The following is a 19,580-nucleotide window of genomic DNA, read 5'->3' on the forward strand; positions in this document are numbered from 1 at the left end:
GATTAACCTTTGACTAGCGTTTCGACGCCACCGGCGAGGCGTTTTACGACACCGCTTACGAGCGCATTGTTGACGGTGTAGTTGGCCATTTCCACCTGAAAGGCAGCCAGTGCCGCAGGATTGGAATAATCGGCAGGTGTCTGCATGAACGCATCGATCCGGTGGCGCGCCGAAATCATTTCGTCGGTCAGATTCCGCATGGCGGATTGCAAATCCATATCGAGGTGCTGTTCGTTGTGAAAGTCGGTTGCTGAGAATGACGGAGCAACCATGGGGAAAATTTGCATCGAATAACGCCTTTAAGATTTAACATAAGGATCAGCTTTCGCTCCGGCCTCATGCGATAGCGAAAATCGTATGAGGCCGGTGATGGGTTACCGTAGATTGCCGAGGATAGTCGTGTCGATATCTTTCATCGCTTTCACTGCGCTCGATTGCGCGTTCCGGAATATGGTGTAGTCAGACAGGACAGCCTGATACGAGGCCAGCGCCGCAGGGTCCGACGGGTTAGCCTCCAGTGCTTGCTGCGCTGCGGTCAGCGCGCTGCCTAGGCTGCCTACGCCGTTTTGGAAGCCTTTGGCGATATCATAGATGTAAGTATTAATATCACCATCATTCGAAAGTATGTCGGACGGAGAGTTGGAAATAGGAGAAATATTACTGGTCATTTTAGTTTCCATTAATTGTATGGTTGAAGTACCAATGGCTTGGATCGACGAGAACATAACCGTCCTCACCTACCTGCCGAGATTTTCCATCCAGCCATGTCGTATTTAGAACAAGGCCGAAACGGACCTTTCGCTGACCCCAGTCATGCGAAAAACCTTTCACTAGATCCGATACTTCGGACAGTGCGTAATCTGTGATGTAACCGTTAATAAAGAATGTAATATAGCCACCGGATTCGATGCGCGAGTATGTTACCGGTATGTGGGTCAACTTGGACCCCGCGATTCCGGCCACGTTGGAAAGCGTCTTTTCTCGTATATGTAAACCCTTGGCAAAGGGCAATACGCCCTTTAGGAGGCGAGTTATTTCGGCTATTCTCTTCTTGACGGTTTCTTCGTCCTCGCCTTGATGTGCGACGAGAATTAATTCAGGCTCGTCTATGTTGCGAAAAAGTATCGTGAAGTAATCTATATTGTGCTGATCCAGCACTTGTTCCGATTTTTCCCGGAGATCGTCAACCGAGGTCACCAGCGGTCGTTGTGCAGCAGGAAAACGCAGCGCGATCTGCTTGTCCCATTCTAGATCGCTTTGCGTTTTCGCGATGACGTACACTTTGCCATCCCTCGTGATCAAATCGTTCCTCGCAGTATCGGTGTCGAACACGGCGGCAAGTTGTTTCGTCCTTGCATGGTCGGCGAAGAAGCTTATCAATGACCTCAAAGGAAGCGCGAGCAACGCTACCGCTATGCAAGCCAAAGCGGTAAAGCGACGGGTACGTTGCCCCATGCCAGATGGCACGAGCAAATCCGCAGTCACCTCGGATGTTTCGGCTGCGTTTTCGTCTGTCGACTTGATCAGAAACTGGCGTACAGCATCGGACCATGGTGTATTGTTGAGTCGGATCGCAAATGCGATGTCTTCGAATTGACATATACTGTTGAGTACACCTTCCTCGACGGTGACTTCGTTGCCTTTGATCCATTCGACGCTAAAACGAAGCAGGTCATCATTGACATCTCGATCATGATCAGTCGACCTTTGCGACGACATCTCCATGTCAAATAGTGGGTCATCCTTATTCGCTATGTCGCTATGGCTGATGTGCGCATCAAAACTGATTCTAAAGTTGATTCCTGACTTATGGTGCGGTATTACCAGTGCATTCGACGCGAATTGCGAGGCTGATTGTGATTTGGCTGTTTCGGCGCCAACGAATACAAAGATCGATTCCTGTTTAGGAAGTAGCAAATCGACCCCGTACATTGGGCCAAACAAAATACGCAATTCGTAGTTTTTTTCGTCATCGAATGACATAGGAATCGGGTGCAGGAATAATAGGAATGAATTTATTAAGGCCGCCGATAAGAACATGGCTAAAATAGCCTTGTCAAGGCCAATGACCACCTTGATGATTGATTGAGGCTTGCCCTATCCGTAATTGGGCAAATGCCTAGACCGCATTAAGGGCGAGCCTACCCCGTTTGAACGTTTTTCGGCTGTATATTATCGGCGTGGACCGACTATCGATTCAGTGCAATGCATGAATTTATCAATGCCATAAGCCAATAATTGGATGAATTTAAGAATGTCAATATGTATTAAGAAAAACATGGGGCGGGACGTAATAGTCGATAAACACCGCCTAGTGGTGATGCGTGCTGATGCCGATGTCGAAGATTGGAGCGAATCGATTGCCCGAATTGCCAGCTTGCTAGCATTCATGGAGGCATCGGAAGGCGCTGATGCCAATGAGCCGATCACGGTCAGGCGAAGTCAAGCCGGAGATGGGATGAGATTCTTTGCGCGTGACCTACATCATGCTGCGGCGTTCGAGCGCTGGTTTTGTGATCGCATCCTTAATATGGACGACTCCATCGAGCCGCTACGCGAATTCCTTCGTGCACAGGAAGCGTATCTATTGGTGCGTTTCCTTTTGTGTTCCTTTGACGACCACTCCTCTGTGGCCGGACTCGCGAGCCGCTATGGTCTGTCGACTTCCCATTTCCGTCGGATATGTCGCGGAATTTTTGGCGGTGGACTGAAAAGTCGTCTCAGACAGTGGCGAGCTCAAAGCGCTTTGCACGATCTGTTGAGCGGAGCAAAATCGGTGGCCGAGCTGGCGTATCAGCACGGTTTCGCATCTTCATCGCATTTTTCTCAGGAAATGAAGTTTCATTTTGGTGCGCGTCCAGGGCGCCAACAGTGATTGTCTGCGTTTTGTCGTCGGCTGTACGACGCTACGGTTATAGAATTGTGCTAGCGTTGGTTGTGACTCTGACCGGTTTGTGGTCCGTCGTGGCGTCGGCGCAAGATACCGCGCAGGTAGGGTTGCAGTCGACTGAATCTCGCCCGGTGGTGGCGCAGCAAGCCGATTCGCAGAAAACTGTAACGTCGCCGTCGATGGGTGTTCCTACGCCTGCCACGATACCGGCGAAATTCATTGCCAAAAATACTAGCTTGAACGATGTGATCGATGCGATCCAGGGAAAGATAGGACGCCCGATGGTCGCCAGTCCGAAGGTGCGAGCGATTTTCGTCACGGGTACGTTTGACCTCGAATCGCCCATGGCGACTCTGACAAAACTCATCCGTACGATGGGATTAATGACATACGACGACGGACGATCGATCTACTTGTATCGGGATAGCGAAGTAAAAAACTCCATTGTGCATATGGGCCATCAACGCATGAGTGACGTGCAGTCTTTTTTGCGTTCTTCAGGGCTTTATGACGAACACTATCCGTTAACCGGAGACGGCAACGCACCGGTATTCTATGTGTCGGGACCTCCAATCTATGTAAGTTTGGTCGTCGCTGCGGCGAAATATCTGGATCAACAGCCGGATGTTCAGTTCAACTCGGCAATGGTGTTGCGAGTCGTGCCGCTACACAACACGTTTGTCGTCAATCGTCGCTATAAGATCCGCGACGAAATGGTGAAAGTTCCCGGTGTGGCCGATGTCATTCATGAGCTCTTTGGTTCGTCGAGTGGCGCGCATCCTCAGAGCACGCCTTCAGGGAGCAGTGTGCTGGATATGCAGCAAGATGTGCCCGCCGACGTATTGAATCTACCGTTGCCGAAATCAAGTGATGCAAAGGCTGAAGATCTTTCAGGCCGGGATCGAATGGTGGCGATGAAGGGAGAGGCCGTTTGGGACGTGCGTATGGTGCCCAACCCTGACGACAATAGCATCTTGCTGTATGGACCGAGTGCGCATGTTGAGCTGATGGAGCGGGCAATCCACGCGGTGGACGTCGCCAAACGCCAGATCGAACTGTCATTGTGGATCATCGATGTCGATCGTCAGAAGCTTAACGCGCTCGGTATCGACTGGCAGTCCTCGGCTCGCTACGGGTCTTTCACCATGAGCGCGAACAGCCCGCAAATGGCCTCGCTTAACGGAATTAAATTTCTTGCAACTGTCAGTGCGCTGTCGAAAAGGGGGTTGGCAAATATCGTATCGCGACCGATTGTGCTCACGGAGGAAAATGTACCGGCAATTTTCGATAACAGTCATACTCAGTATTATCAACTTGTTGGCGAGCGAGCAGTTTCATTAGAGCATTTCACATACGGCACGATGGTCAGCGTGTTGCCTCGTCTGACGCAAGACGGAGAGGTCGAAATGATCGTGACCGTGCGAGACGGCCAGTCGCAAAATAGCAGCACGGCAAAGAACACGACTGTCATTCCTGAGGTAAGCGACACTCAAATCAGTACCGTGGCGCGTGTGCCGAAATTCAAAAGTCTGCTGCTGGGGGGGAGTACGATCGATCGACACGAAAACGACACGTCTTACATCCCAGGCTTGTCGAAACTACCAGTGGTGGGAAGGTTATTCCGTCTGGATAAGACGATTACCGAACACATGGTCCGCCTGTTTTTGATTCAGCCGCGCGTGCTGATGCATGAGGATGGCTGGATGGACGGGCAAACGCTACCGGCGGGAGACCTAATGAGCGAGCGCTCCGAGATGGCGAAAACCAGTCAGATGCTGGAGCAATATATGCAAAACGTAGGAAGCGACTTCGGGGGAAACAAGAAAGGAAAATCAACGGAGGCGCACGATGCAAGGCATTAATAGCTTGGCAATGGAACCGAGGATAGACAACACCGTATCGGGTGGCGCGATCGTCGAAGGCGTTTACCGCAATGCGTCGGGGCAAGCCACGGCAGTAACGGTTGAATCGCCGGAAATGGAACTTTACGCACTGCAGGAAGACCTGGGCATGATGCTCGCACAAAGCGCCCGCCGCAAAGACGTCGAGCGCATGCGATCGCGCGTCTCGGACGAGACAGAGCTGATTCTCGAAGAGGACCGTGAGAACCGCCTTGCCAGTCTTGCGCGGGTCGTAAAGTCGCGTAATCAAAGCTTGCGGGAGTTTCTACGACAGGCGCGTGGGCTTTTTCCCGATGACAGCGATCTGGTGCTTGCGCTGCGCTCGCGTCGACGCATGGTCGGAACCGCCAGTGACGAGGAAGCCGAGGCCACGAATGCTACAGACGGAACAAATGGTGCAAATGCACTCGATGGCACCGGCGAGGCGAGGTTGCTCGATTCGGCAATTAGGAAAGTTTTTAAAGAGGGGAACGTTAGAAACATCAAGGCGGGCATCAATGCCGCCCGGCAAGCACGGCACTTTGGCGAGCGATTGAATCTTTGCGCCCGCATGATGCGCGTAATTTACAGAGAATTTCTCGATTTTGCCGACGCATTGCCGGACCTGTATGACGATTGGATCAGTCGCTTCGCCTACGATCAGCGCGTCGGCCTCGCGCACTACATCGGAGGAACGCTTATCGCCGATCGTCGGGCGCAGGATCCGAGTTGCGAGCAGGCGGTGTTTTCTTCGCTATTCGCGCAATGCGATGTATTGCGGATGATGACGGCCGCGGAACATCTATTTGCGCAGATCATGCATGATAGCGCTACCGTGGAATCACGCGTGCTGCTTGAACAGCATCTCGCGGGCTTGTTGACGACGATGATGCGCGAGCCATCCCAGGTCAAGCTGGCGGTAGCTTCACTGTGCATGCAGGTCAAAGCGTTGACCGCGCGAGAACGATTCGTGCAGCGCGTCTATTGCGCGTTTGCCGCGTTGCCGGCGGCGCTTTACCCCGACGCCACGTGCCGCGAAGCCATTCTTGTTGACATTCTCGATCTGACTACCCCCTGTTTCTAGCGAAACTAGAGTGGCTGCGAGCGTTTCTGTATTCATCTTCTTGCCAATTTCTCGTCTTTCATCGCTAGGTATGCTCTGATTAATATATTTTTCTCAATTAATTTTCTCATTTAATTAAAATTTATTTACAGTTTAATTAATTTAACCGAAACATCCATAAGTGCTAATTCTAAAAATAATAATTAACATAAAAATATGTCATACCTGATTACCGGACGCCGTATTTTCACGACTGTTCAGAGCAAACCTGAGCTGGTCGTGCTGTGCCTGATCATCATGATCATCGGCATGCTGGTGATGCCACTGCCGCCCGGGTTGCTCGATTTTCTGATCGCCGTGAACATGATTGGGGGCGTGCTAGTTCTGATGAGCGCGCTGCATGTTGTGAATATGCTGAGCCTTTCGACGTTTCCCGCGATCGTTTTGCTCACAACGCTTTTCCGGCTCGCGCTCTCGATCAGCTCGTGTCGCCTGATTCTTATGTACGGGCACGCCGGGCAGATCATCCAGACCTTCGGCGAGTTCGTAATCGGTCAGAACATCGTGGTTGGATTAGTCATTTTCTCGATCGTCACGATAGTGCAGTTCATCGTCATCACGAAAGGCGCGGAGCGCGTGGCGGAAGTAGCAGCGCGGTTTTCGCTCGATGCGATGCCTGGAAAACAAATGAGCATCGACGCGGACTTTCGTGCCGGTGTGATTGATGGAGACGGTGTACGCGCAAGACGCAGCGCACTGGAGCGCGAAAGTCAGCTGTATGGCTCGTTCGACGGTGCGATGAAGTTCATCAAGGGCGACGCGATTGCTGGAATATTGATCATTTTCATTAATATGATCGGTGGCATCGTGATAGGAATGATCAAGAATCACTTGTCATTTTCAGAATCGATGTCAACTTACTCGATTTTAAGCGTGGGCGATGCGTTGGTCGGACAGATTCCGGCACTGCTGATTTCGATGGGTGCCGGCTTTCTCGTTACGCGGATCTCAGGAAGCGAACAGAACCTCGGGCATGATATTGTCTCGGAACTGTTGTCGAGCAGCCCCGTATTGCTGATCTCGTCAGGGCTGTCCGCGCTGATCGGATTGCTTCCGGGTTTTCCGCTGCCAGTGTTTTTGACCGTGTCGGCAAGTCTCGGATTTTTCTGTTGGAGCCGTTGGCGTGCCGAAAGGTCGGCTTCGGCAGAGGGTCGACATGCCAACGCGGGAAGACCCGCACTTCAGGCGCTGGGCGCCGGTACCGCGCAAGCGGACGCAGATGTGCAAGCTGATACAGATACGGCCTTCTTGGGTCATCCGCTGGTGGTGATTTTGCCACATGCCTGTGCGCATACGCCTTCACTTTCGCCACAGAATCTTGCCACATCGTTGCATGCGAGGGTATTCGATGAAGTTGGGTTGTTGTTGCCGACCATCGTCGTGGGTTTCGCCGCTGCCGATGCGATAGTCAGCGATGCCCAGGACGATGCACGGCAACGTGTGGTGATTCGCATCAATGATGTGGATGCGGCGGTGCTTTACATCGCATTCGACGGCGTGAGGCTCGTGGGAGACTCCGATCTGCTCCTTGGCCTCGGCATGCACGTTTCGAGGCTAATCGATTGCGACGGCGAGCCGGCAGAGTGGGTCATGGCGCAGCCGGCGCAATTGCAGGATATTGGCATCGCGTTCCGTAGCGCGCTCGACGAGTTGCACGATCAGTTCATTACTGTGATTCTGCGTAATTGCAGCGAATTTTTTGGAATACAGGAAACGAAGAACCTGCTCGATATGCTGGATAGCCGCTATCCGGAGTTGTTGAAGGAGGTGTATCGACAAATTCCGGTCCAGAAGCTATGCGAAATATTGAGGCGCCTGCTGACCGAGCGCGTAGCGATCCGGAATATGAAACTGATTCTCGAGACGTTGGCGAACTGGGGGACGCGTGAAAAGGACAGTATCGTTCTAACTGAACACGTGCGTATCGCGTTGGGCCGTTATATCTCGCATAGGATCGCACGCAACGGACACATGAAGGTTATAGTGCTGACTCCGGAGTTTGAGGAAAAAGTGCGGCAGGGAATAAAGCATACGTCCACTGGGACATTTCTCAATCTCACCCCTACCGTAGCAAATGAACTCGTGGACCGTATTACTGTTGCGTTGAACCAGTTACATGCGGTGCGTCGCGATTTCGTATTGCTCGCATCAATGGATGTGCGCCGTTATGCGCGAACACTGATCGAGTCGCGCTTTCCGGGATTGCAGGTGATTTCATTCGGTGAAGTATCCGATAATGTCGAGCTCGACGTTATCGGGAATATCTAAAGGATCTTGCAATGGGAACAGACATAGATATCGTCAGCCTGTTAAGGCAGGTACTCCAAGAGATAGGTTGCGCTGACAAGATGGATGACGTGGTGAGTCCGCATCTGCCGCTCTGCATCAATCTTCGTGATGGATCGGAAATCCGGATCGATACCAGCAGCGACGGCGTGCTTTTCATCGCACCGATGCCTTCTGTCACGGAGGAGATACTGGCGCACGCCTCGACGCTCTTGGCGAGATTTTTGTTGCGTCCGCCAAACCCGCTTTTTTCTCCTTGCAGGCCGGTCATCGTCTGGTACGAAGATGGATTGTCGCTGCAGGCCCAGCTTATAGCCGATGCACAAAGAATGCCCGAATTTCGCGACGCGCTCGAATATTTCTTCGACGAGACATGCGCACTGCTGCATATCGTGAGAGATTAGGAATGGGGCTGCTTGATCTGACACAACAGTCCGCCAAAGTCGATGTGATTTCGGGGCAGACGCTTCGTGTCCGCCTGCGGAATGTTGCCGTGGGCGAGATCTGCACGGTCTATCAAAGTACTTTTTCGGGTGAGCCGATCGGTATGGCGCAGGTCGTCGCGCTTTCAGGCGATACGACTGTGCTTAGCACACTCAACCCGGTAGAAGGTTTCCGACGCGATTTCGTCGTCCAGCCGACAGGCAAGCGAGCTACGGTACGCATGTCGGTCGACATGCTGGGTACGGTACTGGACGCCAATGGCAGGATCGTTGAGAGGTTCTCTGAATCGCCTGATGCGCCGGTTGGCGAGAAATCGGACTCGCCCTGCATAGCGAATACGAATGGCGCTCCGTTCAGCGATGAGCCTCAGGAAATGCCCCTCGACGTCGCGGGGCCGCGCTATACAGACCGTAATCCGCACGCGGAGTCCTTGTGGACAGGCATCCGTGCGATCGACGGCTTGTTAACGTGCGCTATCGGGCAGCGCGTCGGTATTTTCGCGGCGGCTGGCTCCGGCAAGAGTTCGTTACTCTCGATGCTGGTCGGAGGCATCGATGCCGATGTAGCGATCGTCGCGCTGATCGGCGAGCGTGGGCGGGAGGTTAGCGAATTCGTTGAAAAAATGCGGCACAGCCAGCGCGCCGACCAGTTGATCGTTGTGTACGCGACATCGGATCAGTCCGCAGTGGAAAGAGCGAATGCGGCCAAAGTCGCGATGGCCGCTGCGGAGTTTTATCGCGATCGAGGCATGCATGTTGTCGTGTATCTCGATTCACTGACGCGTTATGCCAGGGCCGAACGTGACATTGCGCTGGCATCGGGTGAAGTGCCGGTCAAACGCGGCTATCCGCTGTCTGTGTTCGACCGCCTGCCAAAGTTGATCGAACGGGCAGGCCGCATTCATGTAGGAAGCATCACCGCATTCTATACGGTTCTTCTGGAATCCGAAGAGGAAGCGGACATGGTCGCGGACGAATTTCGCTCATTGCTTGATGGCCACATCTATCTTTCGCGTGGCTTGGCTGAGACGCATCACTATCCGTCCATCGATGTCCTCAAGAGCGCGAGTCGTCTGTTCAATGCTGTCACAGATGAACAGCAGCAAATGATGGCTGCCGCATTCCGCAAGCAGCTTGCGAGATATCAGGAGTTGCAAGTTTACATCGATATGGGCGAATACCAGCGTGGAACGAACGCGGAAAACGATCGAATCGTAGATGGCTATGCGCAAATGCGTCAATTTTTGATACAGGATCAATCGCGTTGGTCAGACCCTTCAGAAACAAGACGATTATTACATGAAGCGACGTGATTTGCTGGATAAGGCGACGCGCTCCGCGACGCTGAGACGCATGCGAACCGAGCAACGACATCGGGACGCAGTTGCGCGCCATGCGATGCTCGATGCCTCGGTAAAAGAAACGGAAGCGTCTATTCAGACGGAGCATGGGCGTGCGAAAGCATGCATTCATTCTGGGTGTTACTCGAAAGCGGACTATGCGCGGGCACTTGCACGGCAGGCCGAGTCGCTCGATGCGCTCGCGATGCTGCAGGCGGAATTGGATAGCCTCGTCGTCCAGCAATCGACGGCTGGCGATGAAATAGCCGACGCGGGGCGCGCAAGGCAGCGCGCGGAGAAAAAGCGTGAAAAGATTGTCAATTTCCAGCGAAATTTTGCACTCGCAGCGAAAAATGCCGTAGAGCGAAGCGAGATCGATGAAATTCTGGAGGTGAAAAGCTATGTCCGATAAGGTAATTATGCAAAACGAGACCGTCATGTCAGTTTGCATCGACGAGGCCGCTGCGTCGGCACGTTGCGAAACGGCACGGTTCGATGCGCTGCATGAGCAGCTGTTGCAGCTTGCATCGATATCCGAATCATCGTCGGAAAATGAAAAAGACGACGAACTCGAAATTGATCGAACAAAGCAGCATGCGTCCGCTCAGAACCATATCAATATGCATACAGACTGCATCGAACGATTGAATTATCCAGCGCTGTCATTAATCGCGGCGCCAGCAGAAACCGCACGTGGGTCTATGGTGCAACCGAGGCACGATGACGCGCATCCTGGATCAGCTTGCAAACCGCGGCAGGAAGGCAACATCGAAAATGCGAAAAATTCACAATATGTAGAACCACCCCTGACGCGGGAAAGCGCGTACAACGTATGGCTGGACGTGATACCGGTTACGAAATCTTACCAGGCTGTCCATCACGCCACGGTGATATCACGCCTAAGACGCGATGGTGATCCACGGAGCAGTCATGCGCCCGTCACCCATAGTGTTGCCAAGACGCACGCGACCGCGCTGTATGAATCGGGTCTCGCCGCATATTGTTGGTCGATGAGCAGGCTTGTTATCGACGCTCAGACAACCGACGAGGTTAGTGATCGCTACGATTGCGACCTGATCGATAATCAATCCACTGAATTCTCGGCTTATGCGCCCGTTGAAAAGCATATAGGCCCTATACGGACGCGGCGACAGTTTTCCTGTGCAGGCAAAGACAAGGTAGAAAGCGTCGCGCACAGCACATCGTCGCGTGTGAAGAGCGCTGCCGCGTATGTGCCGTCGATGGATGTCGCACCGGCATGCCGGCAGTCGTCTGCCGAGGACATGGCAGCGCACGGCGAAGCCACGCCATGGCGTTTGCATTACATCTTCCGCAGTTGGAATGGCGATCCTTCGATCGAATTGGTGCGGGACCCTGCCTCATTAGACAGAACAGATCGCACGGGACGGTTAATGGTTGCTGTTACGGCGAGCAATAATGAGGTGAGCACCGCAGCCCAGCGGATGATCGAACGTGCATTGGCACGAGACGACGCGCCAGCCGAACTGGCTGGTGCAACTCTTACGCCGGTCCGCGGGGTTACCGCATGAGCCACGTGTTAAGCGCCGTGGAACTGAGAAACAACGTGATCGCCACTCAGGCGAAAAGGGCTCTGCGCGACTGGCACAGCCTACGAAAAGTGGATGGCGTGTGCATGTTGCGCCCATTGCGCGACATTTGGGCGATGCGTGCGCTTGGCATGGACGCCGCGATTTCACGTCCATCTACGCGGATGCGCCATGCGTGCTTTTCGGTACGGCAGGGAGCGTTCGCGACCTCGGTATATGTAGACGTCGACGCCTGCATCGCGTGGCGTTATCCGGACGCGACTGAGTGGGCATGGGAGGCGCTCAGCAATGAGGCGCTTCATACCATTCTGCATCGAGAGCGATGGCACGATTTCATTCCAGGCCCTGTCGGTGGATGGGGTGGCGTACGTCTCGAAGAGGTCGGGCCGGTGCCAGGCGCGGCAGGGATGATGCTCGAAGTTGTCCATCTCGGCGCGTATTTTTTCTTTCAACAGGCCCACGGCTCGCTTGAACTTTCCGTCGATGCGCCGCCTCATCATGAAGCAGCCTTTTCGCGGGCCTGTCCTGTGACGACAACCGTCGTGATGGGCAGTACTCGTGTTCCCCTGCGTTTGCTTCGTTCGTTGCGTCTGGGCGATGTCATAAAGATAACCACCCCGACGCTTATGCTGCGTGCATCACACATTGCGTTTCCGTTATCGCTAGATCAAGGAGTATTGACTGTGGCTGACCTTCCTTTCCCCTACCAGGAGCAAGTGTCGCAGACACCAAGTGTGCCTCCTGTTGCGCACTCCGTGGATGACGATCCAGCGCCCAATGAGTCGAGCCCGATTTGGGTCGGCGAATTGCCCGTCGAGCTGTCGTTTGCATTTGAACCGCTTGCACTTAAGCTCGCTGAGCTATCGGCGCTGCGTCCGGGCGACGTCGTGCCGCTCGAATCGGGCGTGCGTCTATTGATTCACGCGAACGGCCGCCCGGTCGGCGAGGCCGAACTGGTCGAAGTGGAGGGCGTGCTTGCGGCAGAGGTCACTGCGATACATTTGAAGTCGGAAGCATGATGCACAACCAAGAATTATCGCTAATCGCGCTGATCGCCGTCATGGCGCTGATTCCATTTCTGTTTGCATCGGGAACATGCTTCCTGAAATTTTCGGTTGTGTTCGTGTTGCTGCGTAATGCGATCGGCATGCAACAGGTTCCCAGCAATATGGTGTTGAACAGCATTGCGCTGATGCTCGCGGCTTTCGTCATGCAGCCCGTCATCACATCGACGTTTCATGCGTTCCAGGAAACCGATCAGGTCACCTCCATGGATGAGGTCGGTCCATACCTCACGACGGTGCTGACACCTTATCGGCAGTATCTGGCTAAGTATGCGGACAAGGAGCTTGTGGAATTCTTTCAGCGAGTGCCGTCCACTGTCCAGAACACGCCCACCACTCCAGGGCAGGGCACGGCCAACCAGAGTGCGATCCATCAAGTGCAGCAACCGTCACTGTATGCGCTATTGCCGGCCTATGGGCTGACCGAGTTGCGCGACGCCTTTCGCATCGGCTTCTATCTTTATCTGCCATTCGTGGTTATTGACCTGATCGTATCGAATGTGTTGCTGGCGCTCGGGATGATGATGATGAGCCCGGTAACGATCTCCATGCCGATCAAACTGATTCTTTTCGTGGCGCTCGATGGCTGGACACTCGTGTCGAAGGACCTGATGGAACCGTATATGGCTTTTCACTCGGTGACGTGATTATGGAAAAAATCATCTACGCGGTAAATAAAGCACTTGTTCTCGTACTCCTGCTTTCCGCGCCGGCAATTATTACTGCCACCATCGTCGGCATTGCAATGGGATTGTTTCAAACCGTCACCCAACTGCAGGAGCAGACCCTGCCATTCGGTGTGAAATTGATTGCCGTGTTGGCTTGTCTGCTTCTACTTGAGCCATGGATGGCGATGATCGTGATGAGATTCGCGCGAGAAGTCTTTCGAATGGCGTTCCTGAGCGGAGCTGGCTGATGCTTTTGATGCGTTGGTGGGTCGATTATATTTTTCATCATCTCGTGCTCTGGGCAATGCTCTACGCACGTGTTGCTCCCACTTTTCAGCTTATCCCGATCATCAGTTCGCGCTTTGTGGTCAACCCAGTGACGCGACAGATCGTCATTTTGTTCGTCGTGATCGGCCTAGAATCACATGTGCCATTCCGCGTCAATGGACCCGCTGGAGTTGCGCTTGCCGGCTCGTGCGTCGTGGAGACCATTATCGGAATCGTAATAAGCGTGATTGTGGCGAGTCCATTCTGGATCGCATCGGTTGTCGGTGAATTGATCGACAACCAGCGTGGCGCGACGATCGCCGATTCGATCGATCCGGCGAGTGGCGTGGAGGCATCCGTTATGGCGCCGTTCCTGAATCTGATGTTTGCAAATGTCTTCTTGCAAAAGGGCGGATTGATCGTGCTGATGTTGTTTTTCTCGAAAAGCCTGTCTGATGTGCCGCTCGGGCAGATACCCCACTTCAGTTACGTTGGACTGGTCACGCTGCTCGGCCATGTACTCCAGTTGGCAATCAGTATTTCGGCACCGGTGGCGATCGGACTCATGCTGCTAGACGGTGTGCTGGCGTTCCTGTCGCGATTTTGCAAGCAATTAAACGCGTTCTCGCTTTCGTTGACAGTAAAAAGCCTCGCTGCGTACGGCATCATGTATTTCTATTTTTCTTCCGTGGTGCCGATGCGGATCTATCAGCTTGTGCATGATTGGTCTTTTCACGGGGTGTTTGAGTGAGCGAAAAAACCGAAAAGCCTACTCAAAAGAAACGCGCCGATTCGGAAAAAAAGGGGAAATCGTTCAAGGCGGCGGACATCGGCGCGATGCTACTGCTTATCGTGGGAGGAGTGGCGATTCCGTTCTTGTTCGATTTTGACAGTATATTTAGTTTATTCAAATTATTCGGTAGCGCCGTACAAGCTAAGGATCTTCCTGGCCCGTTCGCATATGTGAAGACGCTGGGGTGGGTGGCAGTGAAGGGCACCGTCATCTTCATCGTCGTCTGCTCGTTCGCGACGACGGTGCCTTCATTGATCCAGAGTCGGCTCACGCTCGCATTCGATGCAATCAGATTCGATTTTGATGCATTGAATCCAGCGAATGGATTGAAGAAGCTTTTCAATATTCGTGTAGCGAAAGATCTTGTCAAAACTTTGCTCTACATCATCACAACCAGTGCTGCGGTGGCTATTTTCATACATAACCATTGTCGCGAACTGTTTATGACAATGCGCATGCCGGAATTCGCGCTTTGTTCAGAGCTAGGGCATCTGGCAAAGTATCTTTGCCTGTATATGATCGGAATGGCGATTCCGGTACTCGTGCTCGATTGTTTGACTGAGTATTTTTTATATATACATGGATTAAAAATGGAGAAGTACGAAGTAAAGCAGGAAATTAAGCAAAGTCAAGGAAACCCGGAAGTCAAATCGAGGCAACGGCAACTGTCCCGTGAGGTATTGAGCGAAAAGGTCAAAGAGAACGTTAAAGGTTCGACTTTTGTCCTTGCCAATCCGACCCATATTGCGATAGGAATTTACGCTGATTTTAAAGTTGCACCGTTTCCAATGGTGTCTGTGCGAGAGGTTGATGCGAGGGCACGCGAAGTCATCGATTACGCGATGAAATGCGGCGTACCGGTCTTACGGGATATCCCATTGGCGAGGCGAATTTTCGATCGGACGCAACGCTATCAGTTCGTTTCAACCGAAGATCTGGAACCTATCATCAGGATTCTGACCTGGCTGCGGCAGGTGGAGGAGGCGGCAGCCCCACGAGCGGATGCAGATGAAGGCAATCCACTCGGGTAACTGCACGATCCGCGCGTTGGGTGAGAAACAGAAGAGTCAACACCGCGTGCTCATACTGGAAGGGTGGCGGCACTTTCCTCTGCGGATTTGAGCGTTTTTTTATAGCGCTTTCAAACCTATCCGCTATAGTATCCACATAGGCCATTGCTCATCCGCCAGTGAGCATCGGAGATTTAATTAATGAGTGAAACAGAACAAAAATTTGATATGGAGGAATTAAATCGATTGAATAGATCGATCTTCGCGGCTATTCAGAAAGGCGCGACGATCAAAGATTTGCACGGAGTGACGGATGCGGCGATGGAAGGGATGTATGCCTATGCCTATCGCTTCTACCAGCAAGGGAAATTGAAAGAAGCAGAATCATTTTTCCGTTTCTTGTTTATGTACAATTTCCGTTGTGCGGAATACCCGATGGGGCTGGCGGCGGTATATCAACTAAAAGGCGAATATCAGAAGGCTATCGAGTATTACGCGATAGCGAGTTCGCTGGCAAAGGATGACTTGCGGCCGATTTTCCACTCGGCGCAGTGCTACCTGTGCCTGGGAAAACGCTCCCTTGCGCGGCAAAACTTCGAGGTTGTGCTGAAGTGCGCCGGTGAACAAGTGTTGAAAGATGCCGCAAAGGCTTGTCTCAACGTGATGGACAAGGATTTGCGCCATGCCGAAACAGCATCTTTGGAGCAAGGAGACTAATAAAAACTATTTGCTAGCTGTCAGGCGGTGTGGTCGTTGCTGGAAGTGCTGGTTCCACTGGTAGATTCCGTCCCGCATGTTATCCACACCCGTCTGGTGACTGCCAACCAAGTGTTGTTAGCTAATCTAAGGAAGTTCTGATTAAACCCCTCGGCAGCAATGCAAGTAATTGATTTTTTTAGATTAAAAATCAAGAGCAGGATGAATTTGCTCGGAGGTTCCCTAAATATGTATCAACCCTGTTGATTTTTTCGAAAGGAGAAGATTTTGATCTATCAAACAATGAACGCAATAGCGGACCGGGCCCTTTATGTTCCGAATGGCGATGTCATCGCCCTTATGAAAAGTGTGGCTCTTGAAGGAAACACCGTTCATCCATCTGGGAAAATATCTTTACATTCGACGCAGAAATACACAGCGGAAGCTGCTTCGCTTGCGGTGCCGCAGTTGAAAACACCGCGTGCCGGTATCACGCTGGATGCGGGGCAAGCTGAATCGCTCGCTGAAATTATCAAGTCGACGAGCATCGGGGATGCGGACGTTTCCTCCGCGTTGAAGCGGATCGGGGGCAATGTGGCAAGCTGGGAGGCATCACTTTCGGAGAAGGTGCAGGCGCACATGAAAGCGATTTTTGCGTTCTCTGTGTCGGTCGGACATGCGCAGGCGGCAGTGGATGATTGCGAGCGTGGCGCGATGACCTCCGTGAAAATGAATGCGGCGGCAGCCGCGCTCGCAGAAGCTGTGAGCAATGAAGCCGCGTGCGGTGTATGCGCTAGAGCACTGCCGTCTACGCCGGAGTCGCTCGGTATCGACGTCACGCCGCTTCTGTCTGCAACTGCAATCCTGACCCTTGCGATGGCGAAGCTGCAGAAGCTCATGTCGAAAAGCGATATTGATGGGCTAGACAGTCAGCGAAAGACAATGAACGAACTTTCGGCAGCAAGACAAGCCGACTTGCAGAAGTCTGCCGACGAATATGCAGCCAAGGTCGCACAGGCACAGCGTTTGGAGAAAATAATCGGCACGATCGCAAAAATTGGCGGATGGGCAATGACCATCATCGGCTTGGGTCTGGCATTAATTACAGGTGGCGCCAGTCTGCTGATCGCGGCGGCGGGTGTCGCGTTGATGGCGGCCGATGCGATCTACGAGAAAGAAACCGGCAAGTCGTTTATTGACGAGGCAATGCAACCGCTCATGGATCATACGATCAAGCCTATGATGGAGTGGCTGAGCAAGAAAGTCACGTCACTATTGGAGGATTGCGGCGTGCCCAAAGACAAGGCGGAGATCGGTGGGGCGGTGATCGCAGGCCTTGTCGTGGCCACTGTGATGATGACAGGTGTCGTGGCAGTCGGCAGTGCCGCCGGAAAAGTTGCATCTTTGGTGGCGGACTCGGTCGCGAAGGAATTTGCCGAATGTATGGAATCTACAGTGTTTCGTAGTATGAAAGATGTCATGGCGAAGCTTGCTGACGATAACGGCTTGAAGTCGGTGGTTTCCAAGGTAAAGACATTTTATACAGAAATGCGTGAGCAGGCTGGCCTGGATAGGCTGGAAGAAGGGCAGATTCGCGCCATTACAACCCGCGGCAGATTGGGGCTGGCGGTAGGTGAGACGGGGCTGTCGGGATCGCAGGGCGTTGTCAACGTAATCGCGGCAAACGACATCAAGGATGCTTCGATCATGCAGGCGGCAACTACGCGGGCACTCGCGGATAAAAAAGTGATTGCCCAAATACTTCAGGAATTGGCAACATCTTTTTCGAATAACCTTTCTGCAATGACTTCTCTTAGCAATACAATGTCAGATGCACTGAAGAACGAAACGAACGCCGATATATTCGTGTTGAAAAACGCGCGCTCCGTTTGAGTCAAGATACGAATTCGAAATAAAAAATTTACACGAAATATTTCGTTATTTTATACGAATTATTTGAATTTTCTATATAAATTTATCAAAATTACGGGATTATAACCATGACTATCAACATCGGTTCGGAAGACACTATTCGTCTGGATATTTATCGCATCGAAACCACGCAAAGCCAAACTGCGGAAGCTGCGAGCACGTCGTCGCGGACAAAATCGTCTGGTGCGGTAGCGTTGCAAAGCGCGGTGCTTGAGCAACCGGGACGTTTTCTCGTACAAATACCAGGGATTGCCGCGACAAACCTGCCACAGCTGACGGCACCGCGTGCCGGCGCGGAGCAGCAGCTCCCGCCAATCGAAATGGCCTCGATCGTTCAGCCGCTTGCCGAAGGGACTGACGTGATCGGCAACGCTTTTGTCGGTGCGTTGATCGACTCTGCCGCGAAGGACGTGGCTGGAAGTAGAGGTCGTCTATCAGGTTTCCTGATGGGGGAGGCCGACGTGGACGTGTTGTTGATGATGAGTGCCGAATGGCAAAAAGCACAGGTCGCAGACAGGAGACTTCAGAGCGAGATGACGACGCTCGCGTCGAAAGCGGCAGTCGCGCAGTCGGATTCGCAAATCGCTGCCGGCAACGACGCCTTTGCGTCGGCGGTCTCGGCATCGGCACTGTCCGCTGGCATGCAGGTGATGGGTACCGTCGTCCGTGTTGGCGCCTTGAACAAAGAACACGCGTCGCTAAAAGTGAATACGCAAAACGCCCAGGATTCAAATACGCGCGAAAATCTGATCAATCGCGAGTTGCGTTCTGCTCAAGCTATTCGTCCTTCAGAAATCAACGAAGTTACGGTTGGAAGCGGCGTCGAGCGTCGCACCTTGCGTCTGGAGGAAGACCAGGTCCGCATTACAGCGCGCGACCAGGCGCGATTGAGCGAGACGGCAGTGATGTCCGGATCGCGTGCAGGGGATGCTTCTACCCAACATGCATTGAATCAACGTGCCTGGGGGCGCGATTATGCGAAGGCTGACCTGTGGCGCATGGGCGGCGATGTCAGCGCGAAGATGGTCGATGGCATGGGGCAAATGGAGCAGAGCAAAGAGCGTGCGCAGCAGACGATCGATCAGAATCAGCAGGAAGTGTCACGCAGCAATGCATCGCTGCACGAGGAAAGCGCGCGTCAAAGCCGCGCCATCGCGCAGGAAATGCATACCATCACCAATCAGCTGATTAACAATATCAGTTCCGTTGCGGCACGGGTCGCGAGCAACTTGCGCGCCTGAGTCGCGGTGATTGATTTCATATTGAGCAATTGCATCGACGCCTAGGCGTGTCCTGTCGATCAGGTGTGTCGAACGAGCATCGCGCGAACAATTTACTGAGGTCTTTATGACAGTGAACAATTGTCACACTTCCCTTCAGGCTCAGATGCCTCCTTATGACGGCAGCGAAATTTCTGTATGTCAAACGGAGTTTGCAGCTCCTGAGTTTGATAACTTGCTAGCTTCTAGCGTGGCGTCTGTGTCTGTGGGGAAGCCCATTCCCCTCGAGAAAGATTCTCTCTACTGCACAAGAAACCATAGCGAGTTTAAACTCTCCGCCCCCGGCTCTCGACTGTCTGTTTCGAGGGATCGCGGCACGAATCCTTTTCGGACGGAAACG

19 protein-coding genes are annotated in these 19,580 nt (G+C 52.9%); 16 read left to right on the forward strand and 3 right to left on the reverse strand.

The genetic code is table 11. The features are described 5' to 3' along the window. Nucleotides 1–2: 2 nt before the first annotated feature. The 3 genes from sctI to XaFJ1_RS07090 form a co-directional block, all read right to left on the reverse strand. The gene (gene sctI / locus XaFJ1_RS07080) at nt 3–287 is read right to left on the reverse strand and encodes a type III secretion system inner rod subunit SctI (protein ID WP_012915995.1); all 285 of its coding nucleotides are present in this window, start codon (nt 285–287) and stop codon (nt 3–5) included. 87 nt (nt 288–374) lie between these two features. Further along, a complete protein-coding gene (gene sctF / locus XaFJ1_RS07085) occupies nt 375–668 on the reverse strand; it encodes a type III secretion system needle filament subunit SctF (protein ID WP_012915996.1) in 294 nt (97 codons plus the stop codon). A gap of 1 nt (nt 669) precedes the next feature. Next, nucleotides 670–2,073, reverse strand: coding sequence for a PrgH/EprH family type III secretion apparatus protein (locus XaFJ1_RS07090; RefSeq protein WP_012915997.1), 1,404 nt, complete (start codon nt 2,071–2,073; stop codon nt 670–672). 181 nt (nt 2,074–2,254) lie between these two features. On the opposite strand from XaFJ1_RS07090, the gene XaFJ1_RS07095 reads away from it, so the two are divergent. The 16 genes from XaFJ1_RS07095 to XaFJ1_RS07170 all read left to right on the forward strand — a co-directional run bounded on the left by XaFJ1_RS07095 (nt 2,255) and on the right by XaFJ1_RS07170 (nt 19,201). After that, nucleotides 2,255–2,875 (forward strand): helix-turn-helix domain-containing protein, encoded by a 621-nt coding sequence (locus XaFJ1_RS07095; RefSeq protein ID WP_049887173.1) that lies wholly within the window; start codon nt 2,255–2,257, stop codon nt 2,873–2,875. Between the two features lie 62 nt (nt 2,876–2,937). After that, entirely contained in the window at nt 2,938–4,752 is a 1,815-nt protein-coding gene (sctC, locus tag XaFJ1_RS07100) for a type III secretion system outer membrane ring subunit SctC (RefSeq protein ID WP_052688441.1), read from the forward strand. Next, nucleotides 4,739–5,854, forward strand: coding sequence for an HrpJ domain-containing protein (locus tag XaFJ1_RS07105; protein ID WP_012916000.1), 1,116 nt, complete (start codon nt 4,739–4,741; stop codon nt 5,852–5,854). Before sctC ends, XaFJ1_RS07105 begins: the two co-directional genes overlap by 14 nt. A gap of 195 nt (nt 5,855–6,049) precedes the next feature. Beyond that, nucleotides 6,050–8,161, forward strand: coding sequence for an EscV/YscV/HrcV family type III secretion system export apparatus protein (locus XaFJ1_RS07110; protein ID WP_012916001.1), 2,112 nt, complete (start codon nt 6,050–6,052; stop codon nt 8,159–8,161). Between the two features lie 11 nt (nt 8,162–8,172). Next, entirely contained in the window at nt 8,173–8,583 is a 411-nt protein-coding gene (locus XaFJ1_RS07115; protein WP_012916002.1) for a type III secretion system chaperone family protein, read from the forward strand. Between the two features lie 2 nt (nt 8,584–8,585). Further along, on the forward strand, nt 8,586–9,935 hold the full coding sequence (locus tag XaFJ1_RS07120; protein WP_012916003.1) for a FliI/YscN family ATPase: 1,350 nt from the start codon (nt 8,586–8,588) through the stop codon (nt 9,933–9,935). Further along, on the forward strand, nt 9,922–10,374 hold the full coding sequence (locus XaFJ1_RS07125) for a hypothetical protein (protein ID WP_012916004.1): 453 nt from the start codon (nt 9,922–9,924) through the stop codon (nt 10,372–10,374). The genes XaFJ1_RS07120 and XaFJ1_RS07125 overlap by 14 nt, the downstream gene beginning before the upstream one ends. Continuing rightward, complete coding sequence (locus XaFJ1_RS07130) at nt 10,364–11,512, forward strand: hypothetical protein (protein ID WP_012916005.1); 1,149 nt, start codon at nt 10,364–10,366, stop codon at nt 11,510–11,512. The genes XaFJ1_RS07125 and XaFJ1_RS07130 overlap by 11 nt, the downstream gene beginning before the upstream one ends. Further along, nucleotides 11,509–12,549, forward strand: a complete 1,041-nt coding sequence (locus tag XaFJ1_RS07135; RefSeq protein WP_012916006.1) for a FliM/FliN family flagellar motor switch protein — start codon at nt 11,509–11,511, stop codon at nt 12,547–12,549. The genes XaFJ1_RS07130 and XaFJ1_RS07135 overlap by 4 nt, the downstream gene beginning before the upstream one ends. Further along, a complete protein-coding gene (locus tag XaFJ1_RS07140; protein ID WP_012916007.1) occupies nt 12,546–13,241 on the forward strand; it encodes an EscR/YscR/HrcR family type III secretion system export apparatus protein in 696 nt (231 codons plus the stop codon). Before XaFJ1_RS07135 ends, XaFJ1_RS07140 begins: the two co-directional genes overlap by 4 nt. 2 nt (nt 13,242–13,243) lie before the next feature. After that, the gene (gene sctS / locus XaFJ1_RS07145; protein WP_012916008.1) at nt 13,244–13,510 is read left to right on the forward strand and encodes a type III secretion system export apparatus subunit SctS; all 267 of its coding nucleotides are present in this window, start codon (nt 13,244–13,246) and stop codon (nt 13,508–13,510) included. Beyond that, nucleotides 13,510–14,280 (forward strand): type III secretion system export apparatus subunit SctT, encoded by a 771-nt coding sequence (gene sctT, locus XaFJ1_RS07150; RefSeq protein ID WP_012916009.1) that lies wholly within the window; start codon nt 13,510–13,512, stop codon nt 14,278–14,280. The genes sctS and sctT overlap by 1 nt, the downstream gene beginning before the upstream one ends. Then, nucleotides 14,277–15,353 (forward strand): EscU/YscU/HrcU family type III secretion system export apparatus switch protein, encoded by a 1,077-nt coding sequence (locus tag XaFJ1_RS07155; RefSeq protein ID WP_012916010.1) that lies wholly within the window; start codon nt 14,277–14,279, stop codon nt 15,351–15,353. Before sctT ends, XaFJ1_RS07155 begins: the two co-directional genes overlap by 4 nt. Before the next feature lie 180 nt (nt 15,354–15,533). Continuing rightward, nucleotides 15,534–16,049, forward strand: a complete 516-nt coding sequence (locus XaFJ1_RS07160; RefSeq protein WP_012916011.1) for a SycD/LcrH family type III secretion system chaperone — start codon at nt 15,534–15,536, stop codon at nt 16,047–16,049. A 267-nt stretch (nt 16,050–16,316) separates the two neighbouring features. Then, nucleotides 16,317–17,921 (forward strand): type III secretion system translocon subunit SseC family protein, encoded by a 1,605-nt coding sequence (sctE, locus tag XaFJ1_RS07165; RefSeq protein WP_012916012.1) that lies wholly within the window; start codon nt 16,317–16,319, stop codon nt 17,919–17,921. Nucleotides 17,922–18,028: 107 nt separating this feature from the next. Next, nucleotides 18,029–19,201 carry an IpaC/SipC family type III secretion system effector gene (locus XaFJ1_RS07170; protein ID WP_045756838.1) on the forward strand — a complete coding sequence of 391 codons (1,173 nt, stop codon included), beginning with the start codon at nt 18,029–18,031 and terminating at the stop codon, nt 19,199–19,201. Nucleotides 19,202–19,580 lie beyond the last annotated feature (379 nt).

Origin of the sequence: Xanthomonas albilineans (assembly GCF_009931595.1) — a bacterium.
Classification (GTDB): Bacteria; Pseudomonadota; Gammaproteobacteria; order Xanthomonadales; family Xanthomonadaceae; genus Xanthomonas_A; species Xanthomonas_A albilineans.